General features: G+C 60.1%; 12 protein-coding genes. 2 read left to right on the forward strand and 10 right to left on the reverse strand.

Translation table 11 applies throughout. The features are described from left to right. Positions 1-11: 11 nt before the first annotated feature. The 4 genes from NLK58_RS14015 to folE form a co-directional block, all read right to left on the reverse strand. A complete protein-coding gene (locus NLK58_RS14015) occupies positions 12-1328 on the reverse strand; it encodes an HD-GYP domain-containing protein (protein ID WP_341581045.1) in 1317 nt (438 codons plus the stop codon). Positions 1329-1433: 105 nt separating this feature from the next. Beyond that, entirely contained in the window at positions 1434-1871 is a 438-nt protein-coding gene (locus tag NLK58_RS14020) for a CoA-binding protein (protein ID WP_117619044.1), read from the reverse strand. 23 nt (positions 1872-1894) lie between these two features. Further along, positions 1895-2269 carry a dihydroneopterin triphosphate 2'-epimerase gene (gene folX, locus NLK58_RS14025; RefSeq protein ID WP_117619045.1) on the reverse strand — a complete coding sequence of 125 codons (375 nt, stop codon included), beginning with the start codon at positions 2267-2269 and terminating at the stop codon, positions 1895-1897. Positions 2270-2294: 25 nt separating this feature from the next. Then, complete coding sequence (folE, locus tag NLK58_RS14030; RefSeq protein ID WP_117619046.1) at positions 2295-2864, reverse strand: GTP cyclohydrolase I FolE; 570 nt, start codon at positions 2862-2864, stop codon at positions 2295-2297. Between the two features lie 214 nt (positions 2865-3078). Here folE and NLK58_RS14035 point away from each other — a divergent pair, with 214 nt between their 5' ends. Together NLK58_RS14035 and NLK58_RS14040 are read left to right on the forward strand one after the other, a co-directional pair. Continuing rightward, positions 3079-3999, forward strand: coding sequence for an alpha/beta fold hydrolase (locus NLK58_RS14035; RefSeq protein WP_117619047.1), 921 nt, complete (start codon positions 3079-3081; stop codon positions 3997-3999). A gap of 110 nt (positions 4000-4109) precedes the next feature. Next, on the forward strand, positions 4110-4358 hold the full coding sequence (locus tag NLK58_RS14040) for a CDGSH iron-sulfur domain-containing protein (protein WP_117619048.1): 249 nt from the start codon (positions 4110-4112) through the stop codon (positions 4356-4358). 9 nt (positions 4359-4367) lie between these two features. Here NLK58_RS14040 and znuB read toward each other — a convergent pair whose 3' ends face one another. The 6 genes from znuB to NLK58_RS14070 all read right to left on the reverse strand — a co-directional run bounded on the left by znuB (position 4368) and on the right by NLK58_RS14070 (position 15594). Continuing rightward, on the reverse strand, positions 4368-5180 hold the full coding sequence (gene znuB / locus NLK58_RS14045; RefSeq protein ID WP_117619049.1) for a zinc ABC transporter permease subunit ZnuB: 813 nt from the start codon (positions 5178-5180) through the stop codon (positions 4368-4370). After that, the gene (znuC, locus tag NLK58_RS14050; protein ID WP_117619050.1) at positions 5167-5955 is read right to left on the reverse strand and encodes a zinc ABC transporter ATP-binding protein ZnuC; all 789 of its coding nucleotides are present in this window, start codon (positions 5953-5955) and stop codon (positions 5167-5169) included. Before znuC ends, znuB begins: the two co-directional genes overlap by 14 nt. Next, positions 5948-6439, reverse strand: coding sequence for a Fur family transcriptional regulator (locus NLK58_RS14055; protein WP_341581048.1), 492 nt, complete (start codon positions 6437-6439; stop codon positions 5948-5950). Before NLK58_RS14055 ends, znuC begins: the two co-directional genes overlap by 8 nt. An 82-nt stretch (positions 6440-6521) precedes the next feature. After that, positions 6522-6983, reverse strand: a complete 462-nt coding sequence (locus tag NLK58_RS14060) for a chemotaxis protein CheW (RefSeq protein ID WP_117619052.1) — start codon at positions 6981-6983, stop codon at positions 6522-6524. An 11-nt stretch (positions 6984-6994) separates the two neighbouring features. Continuing rightward, positions 6995-8047, reverse strand: coding sequence for a chemotaxis protein CheB (locus NLK58_RS14065; RefSeq protein ID WP_341581050.1), 1053 nt, complete (start codon positions 8045-8047; stop codon positions 6995-6997). Then, positions 8047-15594: an Hpt domain-containing protein gene (locus NLK58_RS14070; RefSeq protein ID WP_341581051.1), complete on the reverse strand. Its 7548-nt coding sequence runs from the start codon at positions 15592-15594 to the stop codon at positions 8047-8049. Before NLK58_RS14070 ends, NLK58_RS14065 begins: the two co-directional genes overlap by 1 nt. Positions 15595-15596: the final 2 nt, after the last annotated feature.

Below are 15596 nucleotides of genomic sequence, written 5' to 3' on the forward strand. Positions count from 1 at the left end.
AGCGAAATCGATTATGAGGCATTTTGATCGGGCACCGCTATCAGTTGCTGAATCCGGTCATGCAACGAGACTCCGAAGGCACCATCAGGCAGGGGGCGTGCAATTTCCGGTGAGGTCCGGCCCTGGAAAGCGGTAGTGGCTGCAAGATCAATCACCCTGGGCTCTACCGGCTTCTTGCCGGCATCCAACATAATTTCCACCCTCGGCCTCAGCTTGCGCCCCGGGTGTGTTGCCACCACGATGGCAACCTCTCCGGTAGACAGTTCTACCAGACTGCCAGGCGGATACACACCAACCATTCGGATAAATGCCTCCACCATACTGGCATCGAACTGCTGGCCCCGGTTCCGGTAGAGAATGCGAATGGCATCGGAAGTGGGCAGCCCGTCCCGGTAGCAACGGTCGCTGGTGATGGCATCAAAGGCATCAACGATGGAGACGAGCCGGGCAAACCGGCTGATCTGCCATTCCGCCAGTTGTTGCGGGTAGCCCTGACCATCCATTCTTTCATGATGGTGGCAGGTGACATCGCTGACGATGGGGTCAAGGCTTGAGTCGGCCCGGAGCAGTTCATACCCCAGCGTGGTGTGCTGGCGCATGATGCTGTGTTCGTCCGGAGTCAGTGCTCCGGGCTTGTTGAGGACCTCGTCAGGCACCTTGAGCTTGCCGAGATCGTGCAGAAGCCCGCACATTCCCACTGTCTCCAGATCATCGTCCGGCAGTCCCAGAAATCGGGCAAAGGCCACGCAGAAAATGGCCACCCGCAGACAGTGCTCAGCGGTGTAGGCGTCCCGGGATTTGATCCGGCTCATCCAGAACATGGCGCTGGCATTGGCTTTCACGCTCTCAACACACTCCCGAATGACCGGGCGGGCACTCTGGAGATTGAGGTCCTTGCCCGCCTCGATCTTTCGGGTAACCTCCTCCACAAACGCCTGAGTCCGGTTCCAGGTCTCTTGTGCCCGGGGGATTTCCTGGGCCAGGGTGCGGGTTTCCGGTAACGGCTCAGTAGTGCGCCGCTTGAGCAGCGATACCTGGTCGAGCACCGGATTCAGCCGATCTTCCTCGTCTTCCACGAGGACCCATTCGCAATACTGGCGGAGGATCTGCGCCTCGTCATCATCGGTGAGGGTAAAACCCTGGAACAGAACCGGAACCTGGGTCCATGGCCGGTCCAGGCTGACAATCCGCATCCCCGGTTTTAACAGATCGACAGGTAGCCTTGCCCGCTGAAGGATCGAAACGCGGGAGCGGGCGTTGTCAGGAAACGTGCCTGCTGAATTCGTTGATTCCAGGGCCGGTTTACTGGATTTACGTCGGAACCACATGGCGCTACCAGACTTCTGATTATTTGTGCCGATTATGTCAGACCTGACAGGCCTGTTACAGCGGAGTGCCAGAAGTGTGACGTGGTTCCTGATTCAGGTCAGGTTTCAGGTGCGTCCGGCAACTGGGGGGATGCCCTGGCGTGGGATTTCCTGTTTCGGACAGCGATCCATCACCACTGTCAGGCCGGCGGCCTCGGCCCGGGCAGCGCCCTCTTCGTTAATCACCCCAATTTGCATCCAGACCACCGGAATATTCAGTTCGATGGCCTGATCGATCACTGTGTCGGTGCGCTCAGGCGCGAGGAAGAGCTCAACCATGTCAACCGGTTCCGGCAGGGCATGAAGGTCGGCGTAGACGGGTTCACCGAGTACCTGCTGCCCGGCCAGCCGGGGATTCACCGGAATGATCCGGTAGCCGTGGGCCTGCAGGTATTCCATGACCTCGTGAGAGGGCCGGGTGGTCTTTTCACTGGCGCCCACAAGTGCAATGGTTTTTACGGTTTCCAGAATATGGCGCAACTGGTCGGGATTGTTGCTTGGCATAAAGAATGGACGCCTTCGCTGATTTAACGGTGTGCCTCAAGGCAGACTGACACAGATTCCGCATAGCGTAGCGCGTGTGGCTTGTCGATTTCCACCTGGGCCCATTGGACCGCCTCGTGCTCCATCACGATAGTCAGCACTTCATGGGTCAGCCGTTCCAGCAGGACAAAGCGGTTGCCATTCACATGATGGATGATCTGCTTGGTGATCGTGCGGTAGTTCAGGGCCGCCGAAATCTCATTGCGGTTGACCGCCTCGGTGGCATCGTAAGTCAGGCTTACGTTAATCAGCACGTCCTGCTGATTGCTGATCTCTTCTTCCTTGATACCAATATAGGCTCTCAGTAACAGGTCCTTGATACGGACCCTGGCCTGGTGATTCCCGATAACCTCTGTCATACCGTCGCCCTCCGGGTTGCTGTTCTCAGCGGTTGGTGCCTATCAGGTTGAGAAACTCGGTACGTGTCGCCTGGGATTTTCGGAACTGCCCCAGCATCATGGAGGTTTTCATGCGGGAGTTCTGTTTCTCCACGCCCCGCATCATCATGCACATGTGCTGCGCCTCGATGACCACGGCCACCCCCTTGGCGTCGGTGACGCTTTCAATGGCCTCGGCAATCTGCCGGGTCAGGTTTTCCTGGATCTGCAGGCGGCGGGCATACATATCGACAATGCGAGCAAACTTTGACAGGCCAAGCACCTTGCCCTGGGGCAGATAGGCGATGTGGCACTTGCCAATGAACGGCAGGATATGGTGCTCGCACATGCTGTACAGCTCGATGTCCTGAACCACTACCATCTCGTCCATGGCAGACTCGAACACGGCATTGTTGATCAGGTCGCCGAGATCCTGCTGATAGCCGTGGGTCAGGAACTGCATGGCTTTGGCGGCACGCATGGGGGTGTCCTGCAGACCTTCACGGTTGGTGTCTTCGCCCAGCCCGTCAATAATGGCGCGGTAGTGGCCCGAGAGGTCGTCAAGGAGTCTGGTCATAATCTCTTCCGGTTAGCTGTGTCTTACGAGGGCAAAAGCTTAAGTCAATTCGTCCGTTATCTCTACGGTTTACGGCAACACGCCGGGAAAAGACCACTTTCTCGGTAACGCTGCCCGCCTGTTTGGTAAGGCTATGGCAGTTCGCTAAGGCTATGGCAGAGGGGGCGGGTTTGTTCTAAAGTTTCAGGCTGTGAACGTTCGCCGGGGACAGTGCATGGAACAGGTGATAGCCAATGTCGGTGGTGCAACCGCCGCAGGGCATGATGCCGCCACCCTTGAGGGGTGGCAACAGGGAGGTAAATGGTTCAGTTACGAGGGCCATGCCATTTTCAGTCGCATGGCGGGCACGGGAGAGCCGCTGGTCCTGATTCACGGATTTCCCACTGCCAGTTGGGACTGGAACCGGCTTTGGCCGATGCTGGTGCAGCAGCACAATGTTCTGACCCTGGACATGTTGGGTTTCGGTTTTTCCGACAAGCCTCTGAACTACGATTACAGCATTGAGGACCAGGCTGACCTGTTCCAGGGCTGGATCGAGGGCCTGGGTTTGCCTTCGGTACATCTGTTTGTCCATGATTACGGATGCAGTGTGGCCCAGGAGCTGCTGGCCCGTGAGCAGGAAGGTGGTTTGCCGTTCCGGATTGCCAGTGTGTGCTTTCTGAATGGTGCCCTTTTTCCGGAAGTGCACAATCCCTTGCTGATCCAGAAGCTGTTGCGAAGCCCTTTTGGCGGGCTGATCAGCCGGGGTCTGACCCGGCGCAGTTTCGAGCGCAACTTCCGCCGGCTGTTCGGGAGCCAGAACCCGCCGGACCGGCAGGATATGGAAGACTTCTGGCACCTGCTGACCTACAACAACGGCCGGGGCATACTGCACCACCTGATCCAGTTCATGGAGGAGCGCCGGTGTCATCGAAACCGGTGGGTCGGCGCCTTGCAGAAGGCAAAACAGCCGATGCGACTGATTTCCGGTACCGCCGATCCGGTGTCCGGTGCCGGCATGGCCAGACGTTACCGGGAACTGATTCCAGATGCCGATGTGGTCTGCCTGAGGAATACCGGCCATTACCCCCATTTCGAATGCCCTTGGGACGTCTTCAGCGCCTACCGGGATTTACGCAAACAGTGCGATCATTGAGCGGGCCTGGCAGCCTGTCCGAGGTTGTCAGACCCCTCTGAGTCGCGGACGGTCTATACTGGTACAGATTACAGGTAAAGAGTGCAGACCGAACCGTCCGGGAGAAGAATATGTCAGATGAGAAACCGGTAGTGGCCAGTAAGACACCCTTCTCCGTGCTTGTGGAAGCCGGCAAGAACTACTTCTGGTGTGCTTGCGGGCGAAGTCAAAGCCAGCCCTTCTGTGATGGGACCCACAAAGGAACCGGGATAACACCGGTGAAGTATGAGGCCCGGAAGAAGGAGTGGGTCTGGTTTTGCGGCTGCAAGCAGACCGGCAATGCCCCGTTTTGCGACGGCAGCCACAAGAATCTTGCCTAAGGGAAATACTCAGGCCCGGGCCTTTCCGGCCGCGCCGTACACCAGTAGAAACGTCGCAAAGGCCGTCACCACAACCGAAGGCCCCGCGGGCGTGTCCAGGTGCCAGGACAGGCTCAGGCCTCCGGTCACCGCAACAAATCCGAACACCACCGCCATGGCCGCCATGATTTCCGGGTTATGGGCCAGTCGCCGGGCGGTCGCGGCGGGAATAATCAGCAAGGCGGTGATCAGCAGCACACCGACGATTTTCATGGCCACCGCGATCACCAGGGAGAACATCAACATCAGCACCAGCCGGAGACGTTCCACGGCAATGCCTTCGACCCGGGCCAGCTCCTCGTGGATGGTGCTCATCAACAGCCCGCGCCAGAGCACGGCCAGAAGGATCAGGATGAGCGTGGCGCCCCCGTAGATCCACAGCAGGTCGTTCCGGCTCATGGCGAGCAGGTCGCCGAATAGCAGGCCGGTGAGATCCACCCGGACATCCGGCATGAAGCTCAGGGTAACCAGACCGATGGCGAGGGCACTGTGGGCGAGAATGCCCAGCAGGGTATCGGTGGCCAGGGCCTGGGTGCGGGAAAACATCACCAGTGCCATGGCCAGAACCGCACAGGTGATGATCACGCCGACATTCAGTGGCACGCTGATCAGAAAACTCAGGGCAATGCCGAGCAGGGCAGAGTGTGCCAGGGTGTCGCCAAAATAGGCCATGCGGCGCCAGACCACAAAACAGCCCAGCGGTCCCGCCACCAGCGCCACACCCAGGCCGCCGATCAGGGCACGCCAGAAGAAGTCGTCCAGAACGGCATCAATGGTGGGCATGGTCACACCCCTCATGGCCGGTATGGGCACGATGCGGTCCAGCGGCAACCACATCGCCGTGCAGATCATGGCGATGATTGTGGTGGTGATGGTAAACCGCGAGGGACTCAGCCACCGGCTGTCCGAAGGTTTCGATAAAGGCCGGGTCGTGGGAGATATCCGCCGGGGAGCCGCTGCAGCACACATGCTGGTTCAGGCAGATGACCTTGTCGGTTGCCGCCATTACCAGGTGCAGATCGTGGGAGATCATGATCACGCCGCAGTTCAGCTCGTCCCGGAGCTGGCGAATCAGGTCATACAGCGATGCCTGGCCGTTGATATCCACGCCCTGGGCGGGTTCATCGAGTACCAGAAGATCCGGCTTCCGGGCCAGGGCCCGTGCCAGCAGGAGCCGCTGTTTCTCGCCGCCGGACAGGTGGTGGACGGAAGCGTCCAGCAGCTGCCGGACCCCGGTGCGGGCCAGGGCTGACTCACATTCCGCCAGTGGCATGCCACTGAGCAACATGAACCGCTTTACGCTCAGGGGAAGCGTTGCTTCGAGTGTGAGATGTTGCGGAACGTAGCCGATCACCAGGCCTTTCCGGAGCGACACCTTGCCATCCGACACCTTCTGAATGCCAAGAATGGCCTTGATCAGGGTGGTCTTGCCCGCTCCGTTGGGGCCGATAACGGTGATGATATCCCCGCGGTGCACTTTCAGATTGACCCGGTCCACCACCGGCCGTTTGTCAAACCGGACGGTGAGATTGTCGAGGGTTACCAATGGGTCAGTCATGGCCGGGCTCCGCCTGGCAACGGGGACATAGCCCGGCGATCTCGAGGGTGGTGTTTTCGGCTCTGAAACCCTCGTCAGCAGCCGCTTTACGTACCTCGGAAGAGACTTCCGGCACAGTCAGCTCCAGGACATTGCCACAGGCGCGGCAGATCAGAAACATACCGGTGTGGCTTTCCCCGGCGTGGGTACAGCCGATAAAGGCATTGAGGGAGGCAATGCGGTGCACCAGGCCGTTTTGCTGCAGGAAATCCAGCGCCCGGTAAACCGTGGGTGGCGCCGCGTTATGGCCATCAGAGGACAGCTCTCCGAGCACATCGTAGGCCCCCAGGGGCTTGTGGGACTGCCAGATAAGTTCCAGAACGCGCTCCCGGATGGGGGTCAGGCGGGCATTGTGCTGCTGACAGATGATCCTGGCGTCAGCAAGAGCCTGGCTGACACAGGCATCGTGATTGTGGGGCCGATAGGGAATGGGTCGGGCAGACATGACGGAAATCCTGCAAAATTTGCAACATTATAACATTTGCAAGAATCCCTGCCATGCCGGCGCGGCGGTCCGGGAGAACAGCTCAGTGACGGGTCTGTCGGACGAGAGACTCCAGGAACTCAAGGTTGGGAATCCAGGCGTTTTCCCCGTCCACTTCCACCTGCATCAGGTCAGCGGGGCCGGGTTCGCCATCCAGCTTCCTGACCTGTTCCCCGGTCAGGCGGGCCTGGCTGGGAATACCCTGGGTAACCAGGGCCATGAACGGAACTTCCTTGTGGTGGTCTCCGATGCTGTTGAGAACCACAATCCGGCCACGGCTGTCGCCGGGCACGGTCAGAGCGCCGCCGTTGGCCGCGTCGTAGGAAATCACCGGAAGCTGCAGGCCCCGCCAGTCCAGGTAGCCCACAAGCCACTCCGGTGTATTGGCTCCCGCTTCGGTGCTGGCGTAATCCACCACTTCCGCAATCGAGACGTTGGGCAGCAACAGTTGCCGACCGCTCATGGGGATCATGACGCAGGAGAGGGTTTGGCTGTTGTCATTCATTGCTTGTTTCCTCAGGCGGAATCACGTTTCTGCCGGTTCTTGAGCAGGCAGGATTCTTCAATGATTTTTACCAGTTCCCGGGCCAGTTGTTCCGGGGAGCCGCAGAATCCGGTGCAGCCGGTGGCTGCCACGGAGTCCGGCATTGAGCTGTTGCCGCAGCTGGTGCTTTCCTGCACCCAGATCCGGCTGCCGTAGGCTTTCAGCAAAGGTGCTGCAATCGCGCCGTCGTTGCCCATGCCGGAAAAAAGAATCGCATGGCAGCGCTGGCCATAATGATCCGCAACATTCAGCAGCACCTGATCGATGGAAGGGCCGTAGGGTCCCGGCCAGGTGTTGCCGGTTTCCGTCAGCGCACCCTGCTCATTCAGCTTCCATTCGTGTTCAACCGGCATCAGTACCACATCGCCGTTTTTCACCCGGTAGCCTTCGCCTGCCCGTTTGAGTTCGTAATGGGCATGGCGGCCCAGCACCCGGGTCAGCACATCTGTGAAATTGCCATCGATGTGCTGGGCGTAGATAAAACCCACCGGAAGGCCGGCTGGAAGGTGATCGAGGAATGTCTTGACCGCCGCCGGGCCACCCAGTGAGGCGCCCAGAATCCAGACTTCCTCGGCCACCGATCCGGGAACCGCCGGCGTAATCCAGTGTGGCAGGTCCGGCGAGGAAGGCACGGCCGGAGCGTCCTCCTCCAGTTGCTCCAGTGTTGCCTTTGAATCCAGTTCTTCCAGGTGCCCAAGCTGTTGCTCCAGCTTGCCCAGCAGTCGCCGTTCCCAGCGAAAATACTCGGTGCTGCCGGGCCTGGGCGCTTCGTCCAGACCGAACAGCACCGGCACTTCGGTGTTCTCCAGAAGGTGATCGAACAGCACCGGGTGATCCGCCTCGTCTTCCAGGGTCACCAGCCAGAGGCTGGCATCCGGAAATTCCGGATAGCCCTGAAGCCGGTCCGGATCCCCGGAAAAGCAGACGTCGAGACCGAACTTGGCCGTGGCGGCCTGCAAGCGATGACGCTGCAGGACCACATCCGAGACAATCCCGACCCTCGGCCTGGCAGACTGGCCGGCCATCACTGCCTTCCGGTCAGTCGCTCAATCGTCTCGAGCAGCTCGGTTTCCTGGAATGGCTTGCCGAGGTACTCATTCACGCCGATGGCGAGCGCCCGCTCGCGGTGTTTCTCACCGGTACGGGAGGTGATCATGCAGATCGGGGTTTCCCGCAGGTTATCGTCGTGGCGCACGAAGCTGGCAACCTCGAAGCCATCCATGCGCGGCATCTCGATATCCAGCAGAATGATGTCCGGTTTGTGGTCCTGAAGCTGGGCCACGGCATCCAGGCCGTCTTTCGCAGTGATGACTTCCATGCCATTGCGCTCCAGCAGTCGCGAGGTAACCTTCCGTACCGTAACCGAATCGTCCACCACCATCACCACGGTGGCCTGCTCCTCATACCGCGCCGACTCGCGGGCTTTCTCGAGATTGGCCAGGCGCTGGCGTTCGGACAGGATGTCGGAACGGATCATCGCCGGCAGGTCGAGAATCACCACCACGTTACCATCCCCCAGGATGGTGGCACCGGACACGCCCCGGACCGTGCTGAACTGCGGCCCAAGGGATTTAACAACAATTTCCCGGCTGCCCATCAGGTTATCCACCTGCAGGGCCATGGGCTGTTCGGCACCACGAACCAGAATCACCGGAAGTGGCAGGGCCTGGCCCTGCAGCTTGGGATGGTGGTCGCTGTTCAGCAGGCTGCCGAGGTACTGAAGCCGGTATTCCTGGCCGGCATACTCGTACATCGGCGCGTCCGGCTTGTAGTACTCTTCGAGTTCGTAAGTGCTGACCCGGACAATGCCTTCAATGGTGTTCAGCGGGATGGCGTAGAAGTCTTCGCCGGTGGAGACCATCAGGGCCCGGTTCACGGATACGGTAAACGGCAGGCGCACCGTGAAGGTCGTACCACGACCGACCGCAGAATCGATATCCAGGCTGCCACCGAGCTGCTTGATTTCGCTGGCAACCACATCCATGCCCACACCACGGCCGGAAATCTGGGTTACCTGCTGCGCGGTCGAGAAGCCCGGCTGCAGGATGAACTGCAGGATTTCCCGTTCGGACAGATCCTCATCTTCCCGCAGCATGCCCTGGCGGATGGCCTTGTCGCGGATGACCGGGGAGGGAATGCCGGCGCCGTCGTCAATCATGCGCAGCACCACATCACCACCTTCGCGGGTCAGTGACAGGGTGACTTCGCCGGTTTCCGGCTTGCCGGATTTCTTGCGGTCGGCGGGGCTCTCGATACCATGGTCAAGCGCGTTCCGGAGCATGTGCTCCAGCGGTGCAATCATGCGCTCAAGGATGTTCCGGTCCATCTCGCCTTCGGCGTTGCGGACATCGAAGTCCACTTTCTTGCCCAGTTCGCCGCTGATCTGGCGGACGATCCGCCGCAGGCGCGGCACCATGGAGGCGAACGGAATCATCCGGGTCTTCATCAGACCTTCCTGGAGTTCCGTGTTGATCCGGGACTGCTGTACCAGCAGGGTTTCTGTGTCCCGAACCCGGTCAGACAGGGTTTCACGAAGGTCTGCCAGGTCAGAGGAGGACTCGGTCAGTGCCCGTGACAGCTGCTGAATGGACGAGTAACGGTCCATCTCCAGAGGGTCGAAATCGTCGCCGTAGTCCGGCCCGTGCTCCTTTTCGGCACTGAACAGGATCTGGGCTTCGGTTTCGATTTCCATCCGGCGCAGCTGCTCCCGCAGACGCTCGATGGTGGCGGCCATTTCGTCCAGGGTTTGGCCGAAGTCACTGGTCTGTTGCTCCAGCCGGCCACGGGTGATACTGGTTTCACCCGCCAGGTTGACCAGCTCGTCCAGCAGCGGTGCGGATACCCGGATGGTTTCCTGGGCAGCGCGCTGTGCTTCCGCCGCCTGTTTGCGAACCTTGGCGGGAGACTTCGCGGGCTTTGGCGTTGGTGCGGCCGGCTCTTCCGGCCGTTTCGGTTCCGGCGCGACGGGGGCTGGCCTGGGTTCTTCGGCCTGGACCCGTTCCGGCGCAGACGCACCGGATTCAAAGCGTTTTTGAATACCGGAGACCAGGGCAATAATGGCGTCGTGGTCTTCGGTAATGGCCTGCCACTGATGCTCGTCGGGGGCATTGCCGCCCAGGTCAATCAGCCGGGTTTCAAGGGCGTGGGCCTTGTCGCCAAGCTGGGTAAGCCGGGACAGGCGGGCGCCACCCTTGAGGGTGTGCAAGGCCCGCTGGGCTTCCTGGTTGAAGTGGTGGTTTGCGGGTTCCTTGCGCCAGTCATCGAGCAGCTGTTCGAGCTGATCCATGATGTCACCGGCTTCCTCGAGGAAGATTTCCATAACTTCCGGATCAATGGCTTCCTGCCCCGTTTCTTCGGTTTCTTCCCGAGGCGAGGCAGTCTCTCCGGCAGCGATGTCGTGGGCTGACCGGAAGTCAGCGATGAGTCCGCCATCGGGTTCCGCCTTTTTGCCTTCTTCCAGGCTGTTGAGCATGACCTTCAGGCTGGCCAGCGCGCGGTCGCTGAGGCCAAGCAGGGTATTCTGGTTGTTGGCACCCGAGATCAGGGGGTCCAGGGCATCAGACCAGGCTTCCGCCAGATCGGCAATCGGGTCGATGTCGGAGAGTCTTGCTCCGCCTTTAAGGGTATGTAGCTCCTGCTGCAGCTGGGTCACGCCGGTCAGTTCTTCCGGTTCGTCGCGCCACTGGTCCAGACACTCACGGATGGCGTCGCGGATTTCCAGGCCTTCATCCAGGAAAATACCAGTGAGGTCGTCATCACTGGCTTGGGCCAGGGTGGCGCTGAGGCTGGTTGTTTCCGGCATTGCCTCGGCAGGCTCGGCTTCTGTCGGCTCGCCGGACTCTTCCACGCCGGCCAGAGGCGGCATGGGTTCGCCACGAAGAAGAGCCTGAACCTGAGCGACCAGTTCGTGCGCTGGCGGGCAGGGTTTCTGGGTGGCGACCTGTTCGACCATCCGGGCCAGCCGGTCATGGCAGGCGAACAGCAGGTCGTTCATGGTATCGCTGGCGTCCAGCTGACCTTCAGCAACCTTCTCGAAAAGGTCTTCAAGAACGTGAGTCAGGTCGCCGATGGCTTCGACGCCGGCCATTCTGGCGCCACCCTTGAGGGTATGCACGTCCCTCTGGAGTTCTGCGGCAACCTGGCGATCCGAGGGATCTTCGGTCCAGGTGTGCAGGGCGCTGCCGGTGGAATTGATCAGGTCATAGGCTTCTTCCAGGAAGATGCCTAACAGTTCCGGATCCAGGTGGGAGAGGTCGGTTACGCCGTCCCCGGCATCAGGCTCCTGTTCGGAGGCAACCTCTGCCGGTTCGAACTTCTCCGGCTCATCAAGCTCCGGAAGTGGAGCCTGCTCCCCGGAGCTGTCCTCCAGGTCCGTCTGATCGTCGCGGGCACTGACGTTAGTCACTGGCCGTGTCCCGGTGGCGCTGTCCATATAAGCCTGGATCTCACCGATAAGGTCCGGTGCCGGGCGCGGTGTTTCCCTGGCTTCCAGGTTCTCTACCATGCCGGCCAGGCGATCGTGGCAGCGGAACAGCAGATCTGACAGCTCATCGTTGACCGACAGCCGTTGTTCAGTCAGTCCTTCGAACAGGTTCTCCAGCTCGTGGGAGAGATCGCCAACGGCTGGAATATCCGCCAGTCGTGCACCGCCCTTGAGGGTATGCAGGTCCCGCTGCAGCAGGCGGAGGATATCGAGGTTGCCGGTGTTCTCGCTCCAGCTCTGGAGGGCTTCCGCGGTGCTGTCGATGAGGTCCTGGGCTTCTTCCAGGAAGATTTCTGCCAGTTCCTCGTCCATATCATCGTCGGATTCCGACAATTCCGGCAGGGGCGGCTGTTCTTCGGCCGGGGATGGTGCTTCCGAAGGCGCTTCTGTCTCGTCCATGTCGAAGCTGAGATCGATCTCTTCCAGGTCGTCGGTGAACTCCTGTTCGAAGGCATCCGGCTCGGCGTGTTCTTCCGTTGGGGCCTGCTTCAGGGCTTCGAGACTGGCAACCAGCTCGTCACTGGACTCGGTGGCGAGTCCGGCGGCGACCTGATCCATCATGTTGATCAATTGTTCGTGGGCGGCCCGAACGGTCTCAAAGAAACCGTCATCGGGCGCTTCATCGTTTTCGGCGGCGGAATCGTAGGTATCTTTCAGGGCACCCGAGAGCGCGGCCAGGTCTGTAAGTCCAGCATCGGAAGAACCCTGGGTGAGCTGCTCAAGTTCGGAGCGAAGCTGGTCCAGTGAGCCAGTCTCCTGAGGATTAGCGGCCCAGTGATCAAGAATCCGGTCGGCATCCAGAACGATATCCAGACCTTCGTTCAGGAACAGTTGAACCAGCTGAGAGGGGGCTTCCTGCTGATGCTGGTCGGTCTTGTCTTCGCTATGAGTGCGCAGGGTCTCATCCGTGAGGCGATCCAGTTTTTCAAGGAACACTTCAGTGCCTGGCAGGGAGGCCTGCGGGTTTTCGCGAATCTGGGCCAGTCCCTGGGTCAGGAAATCGCAGGCAGACCCGATCAGCGAGAGTACCTCGCGGTTGGCCCGTTTGTTCTGGGCACGGGATTCCTTGACGAACCGTTCCAGCGGCGTGATGACTGCCGCGATCGGTGCAATACCGGCCGTATGGGCGCTGCCCTTGAGTGTGTGCAGGGCCCGGGACAGGTCGTCGGTATAGGTAACGGTCGTCTTGTCACCGGCTGTGGCCAGGAAGTCCTTCAGCGTTTGCAGGTGGGTCTCGGTTTCGCTCTCAAAGATGTCGAGCAAAACTGGATCAACGGCGTCTTCCTCAGCTTCTCCGGCGTCAGTTCCGGTCTCTGTTTCCACCTCGTCCATGGATTCCGCGGCGGGCATTATGCTGGCGTCCGGAATTTCTCCATTGGCCAGAGCGTTAGCCCGGGCTTCAAGATTGGAAATGTCCAGTGAGGGTGCCCGGCGCTTTTCAAAATCCTCAACCAGTGCCGGCAGATTGGTGGTGACATCGTCCAGCAGGCTGGCAATGTCGTCATTCATGAAGATGCTGCCGTCGATGACCCGGTTCAGCATGTTTTCCACGGACCAGGCCAGCTCCCCGACAACCAGTGCGCCTACCATCCGGCCACTGCCCTTCAGGGTATGGAACGCCCGGCGGACTTCGGATAGCGCACTGCGGTCATCGTGCCGCCGCAGGAGCATGGGCAGGTATTCGCGGATGGTTTCCAGTACCTCGCCGGCTTCCTCGACAAAGATTTCAAGGATTTCGTCGTCGATCAGGTTGTCGTCATCGGCGGGCTTTTCAGCTGCGGCGCTGGTGTCCGCGGGCGTGAGCTCAGGTTCCTCGACAGGAGGCGCCTGCACCATTGGCTCTTCAGCGGCTTTTCGGGTATCCGCTTCGGCCGGTGCCTCGCCCTCGGTGCGGCGTGTGGTAGCCATGGCTTCGGCGCGCTGAATGAGCTCACCGACATCACCGGCCGTCTGGCCAGTCTTGAATTCCCGAATCAGTGAGGGAATGCGGGCATTGACCTCATCCACCAGAGTAAACATGTCGTCGGTCGGCCGGATGGTCTGGTCGATAACGCGGTTGAGCAGGTTTTCCACCGACCAGGCTAATTCACCAATGCTGGTTGCGCCGACGAGGCGACCACTGCCCTTGAGCGTATGGAATGCGCGACGCACTTCGGTCAGGGCTTCACGATCACCATGATTCTGGCGCAGGCGCGGGTAGAACTCATGGATGGTTTCGAGAACTTCCTCGGCTTCCTCAACAAAAATACCGAGGATTTCATCGTCCAGAAGTTCCGAATCCGAGCCCTTGGATTCTTTGGGACTGGCTGCATCGGTTTCCGGAAACTCTTCAGCCGGCTCAACCACGGGAATTTCTTCCGCAGCGGATTCGGACCAGGTGGGCTCGGCACCAACCGGGAAGCCGAGGGAGGCCAGGCTGTCCTCTGCCACTCTGAGGATGGAGTCGTTCTCGCCGATCCCTTCGGCAAGGCGCTCCAGGTAATATTCGATGCTGGTTACCGCATCGGCCAGGATGTCGAGCTGTTGCCAGTCCGGTACCTGCTTGCTGCCCAGCAGCACGTCGGTAATGTAGCGCTCGGCTGAGGCCAGCATGCTGGCAACGCGATCCAGCGGGATCAGACTGAGGCCACCGCGAATGCTGTGCAGCAGGCCGGGCACGTGCCCAATTTCCCGGGTATCCCATTGTGATGCAATGAAGTTCACAATGGCGGACTTGACCTGTTCCAGGGTGTTCCGGGATTCTCTCAGCAGGGCGCCGCTGGCCTCTCCAAGCTCACGAGAGCCCAGGTTAACCGGAGCATCGTTGGCTTCATCGCCGGAAGTTTCCTGGCGGCCTTCTGCGTCCAGGCCGGCCAGACTGGCTTCGACATAGAGCAGCGCACCGGCAATGTCCATCAGGGTGCCGTCATCCACCGGTTCGGTCTGGGCGCTGAGTTTTTCGACCAGTTCAACCTGCTCGGTAATGACTTTTCGTGGTATGCCGAGACCGAGTACCGCCAGGGTATTGGCCACCTGGCGCAGTCCGGGCAGCAGGTCGTCAAGCTCGCTGTTCTGGCGAAGCTCTGAACGTACATACAGGTCGAGCTGGTCTTTTAGCTTGGCCAGCTCTTCGTTAAGTGCGCCGACAACCGAGTGAATAGCATCCCGGCCAGGGCCGGAGACCCGGCTTCGGGCGGCATCCACGTCGTCTTCCGAGGGCAGCGCCTGACTGAGCTGGTAGGTATCCCGAAGGGCACTGACCTGAGGTGAGTCCAGGTCACGGGCGCGGGCCACGTAGTAAAGCAGGTGCTTGAGCAGGGCTTCCGGCGCTGGTTGCTGAAGAATATCCGCGTGCTCATCGGTCAGCCGGCGCACTTCGCTGTCGAGTTCCCGAAGCAGGGACTTCACCGCTGCGTTCACCGGATTGACGTTTGCCTGCAGGGTCTCAACAAATGCGCTTGCGGCCTTCCAGAGTTCGCCCCTGGGCGTTTTCTGGCATAACCGGATGAGCCGTTGGATGACCTTCTGCATGTAATCGAAGTGGGCGCCGAGATCCGCCTCCCGGATGACGCCGGCCAGAGCGAACTGGTACATCTGCCGCAGTTTGCGGATGTGGCCGAGAACTGTCGGGTCCTGCAGACGCTGTGAAACCTTTCCGGTGACCCGGATCTTTGAGGGGCTCAGGTCAGGTTTGAACAGTGACGTATCAGACAGCAGGGATTCGCCACGGGCAGCACGGAGGTCATTCAGCAGCGGCAGCAGCACCATTGGAAAATCGTCCTGGCTGCTGGCCAGGTGCTCAAGGTACTGGGGCAACTGAAGGATTGCCTGCATCAGTACTTCGACCGCTTCATCCGTATTGGCAACGGTGTCGTTGAGTACCGCCTGGGTGAGCTTTTCCATTTCTTCGGTGAGCAGCGCCGCACCGTAAAGCTCGACCATTTGCAGGGTGCCATGCACCTGATGGAGATAATTCAGGCAGAAGCGCAGGCGCGCAGTGTCGTCACGATTCTCGACATACGCTTCCAGTGCATGCTGGCCCTGGGTCAGCGTGTCCTGTATTTCGCCCCGAACCCAGTCGAGGGCGATGCTGTCATGGTGATTGCCCATAA

The sequence above is a fragment of the Marinobacter metalliresistant genome, assembly GCF_038098645.1.
GTDB classification, from domain to species: Bacteria; Pseudomonadota; Gammaproteobacteria; order Pseudomonadales; family Oleiphilaceae; genus Marinobacter; species Marinobacter metalliresistant.

Bases quoted from the DNA above. Each gene is read 5' to 3' on its own strand.
- NLK58_RS14055 (WP_341581048.1), bottom strand. From the start codon at position 6,439: ATGTCTGCCCGACCCATTCCCTATCGGCCCCACAATCACGATGCCTGT.
- NLK58_RS14040 (WP_117619048.1), top strand. From the start codon at position 4,110: ATGTCAGATGAGAAACCGGTAGTGGCCAGTAAGACACCCTTCTCCGTG.
- znuB (WP_117619049.1), bottom strand. From the start codon at position 5,180: ATGCCCACCATTGATGCCGTTCTGGACGACTTCTTCTGGCGTGCCCTG.
- NLK58_RS14015 (WP_341581045.1), bottom strand. From the start codon at position 1,328: ATGTGGTTCCGACGTAAATCCAGTAAACCGGCCCTGGAATCAACGAAT.
- znuC (WP_117619050.1), bottom strand. From the start codon at position 5,955: ATGACTGACCCATTGGTAACCCTCGACAATCTCACCGTCCGGTTTGAC.
- NLK58_RS14065 (WP_341581050.1), bottom strand. From the start codon at position 8,047: ATGGCCGGCCAGTCTGCCAGGCCGAGGGTCGGGATTGTCTCGGATGTG.
- folX (WP_117619045.1), bottom strand. From the start codon at position 2,269: ATGACAGAGGTTATCGGGAATCACCAGGCCAGGGTCCGTATCAAGGAC.
- NLK58_RS14060 (WP_117619052.1), bottom strand. From the start codon at position 6,983: ATGAATGACAACAGCCAAACCCTCTCCTGCGTCATGATCCCCATGAGC.
- folE (WP_117619046.1), bottom strand. From the start codon at position 2,864: ATGACCAGACTCCTTGACGACCTCTCGGGCCACTACCGCGCCATTATT.
- NLK58_RS14070 (WP_341581051.1), bottom strand. From the start codon at position 15,594: ATGGGCAATCACCATGACAGCATCGCCCTCGACTGGGTTCGGGGCGAA.
- NLK58_RS14035 (WP_117619047.1), top strand. From the start codon at position 3,079: ATGGAACAGGTGATAGCCAATGTCGGTGGTGCAACCGCCGCAGGGCAT.
- NLK58_RS14020 (WP_117619044.1), bottom strand. From the start codon at position 1,871: ATGCCAAGCAACAATCCCGACCAGTTGCGCCATATTCTGGAAACCGTA.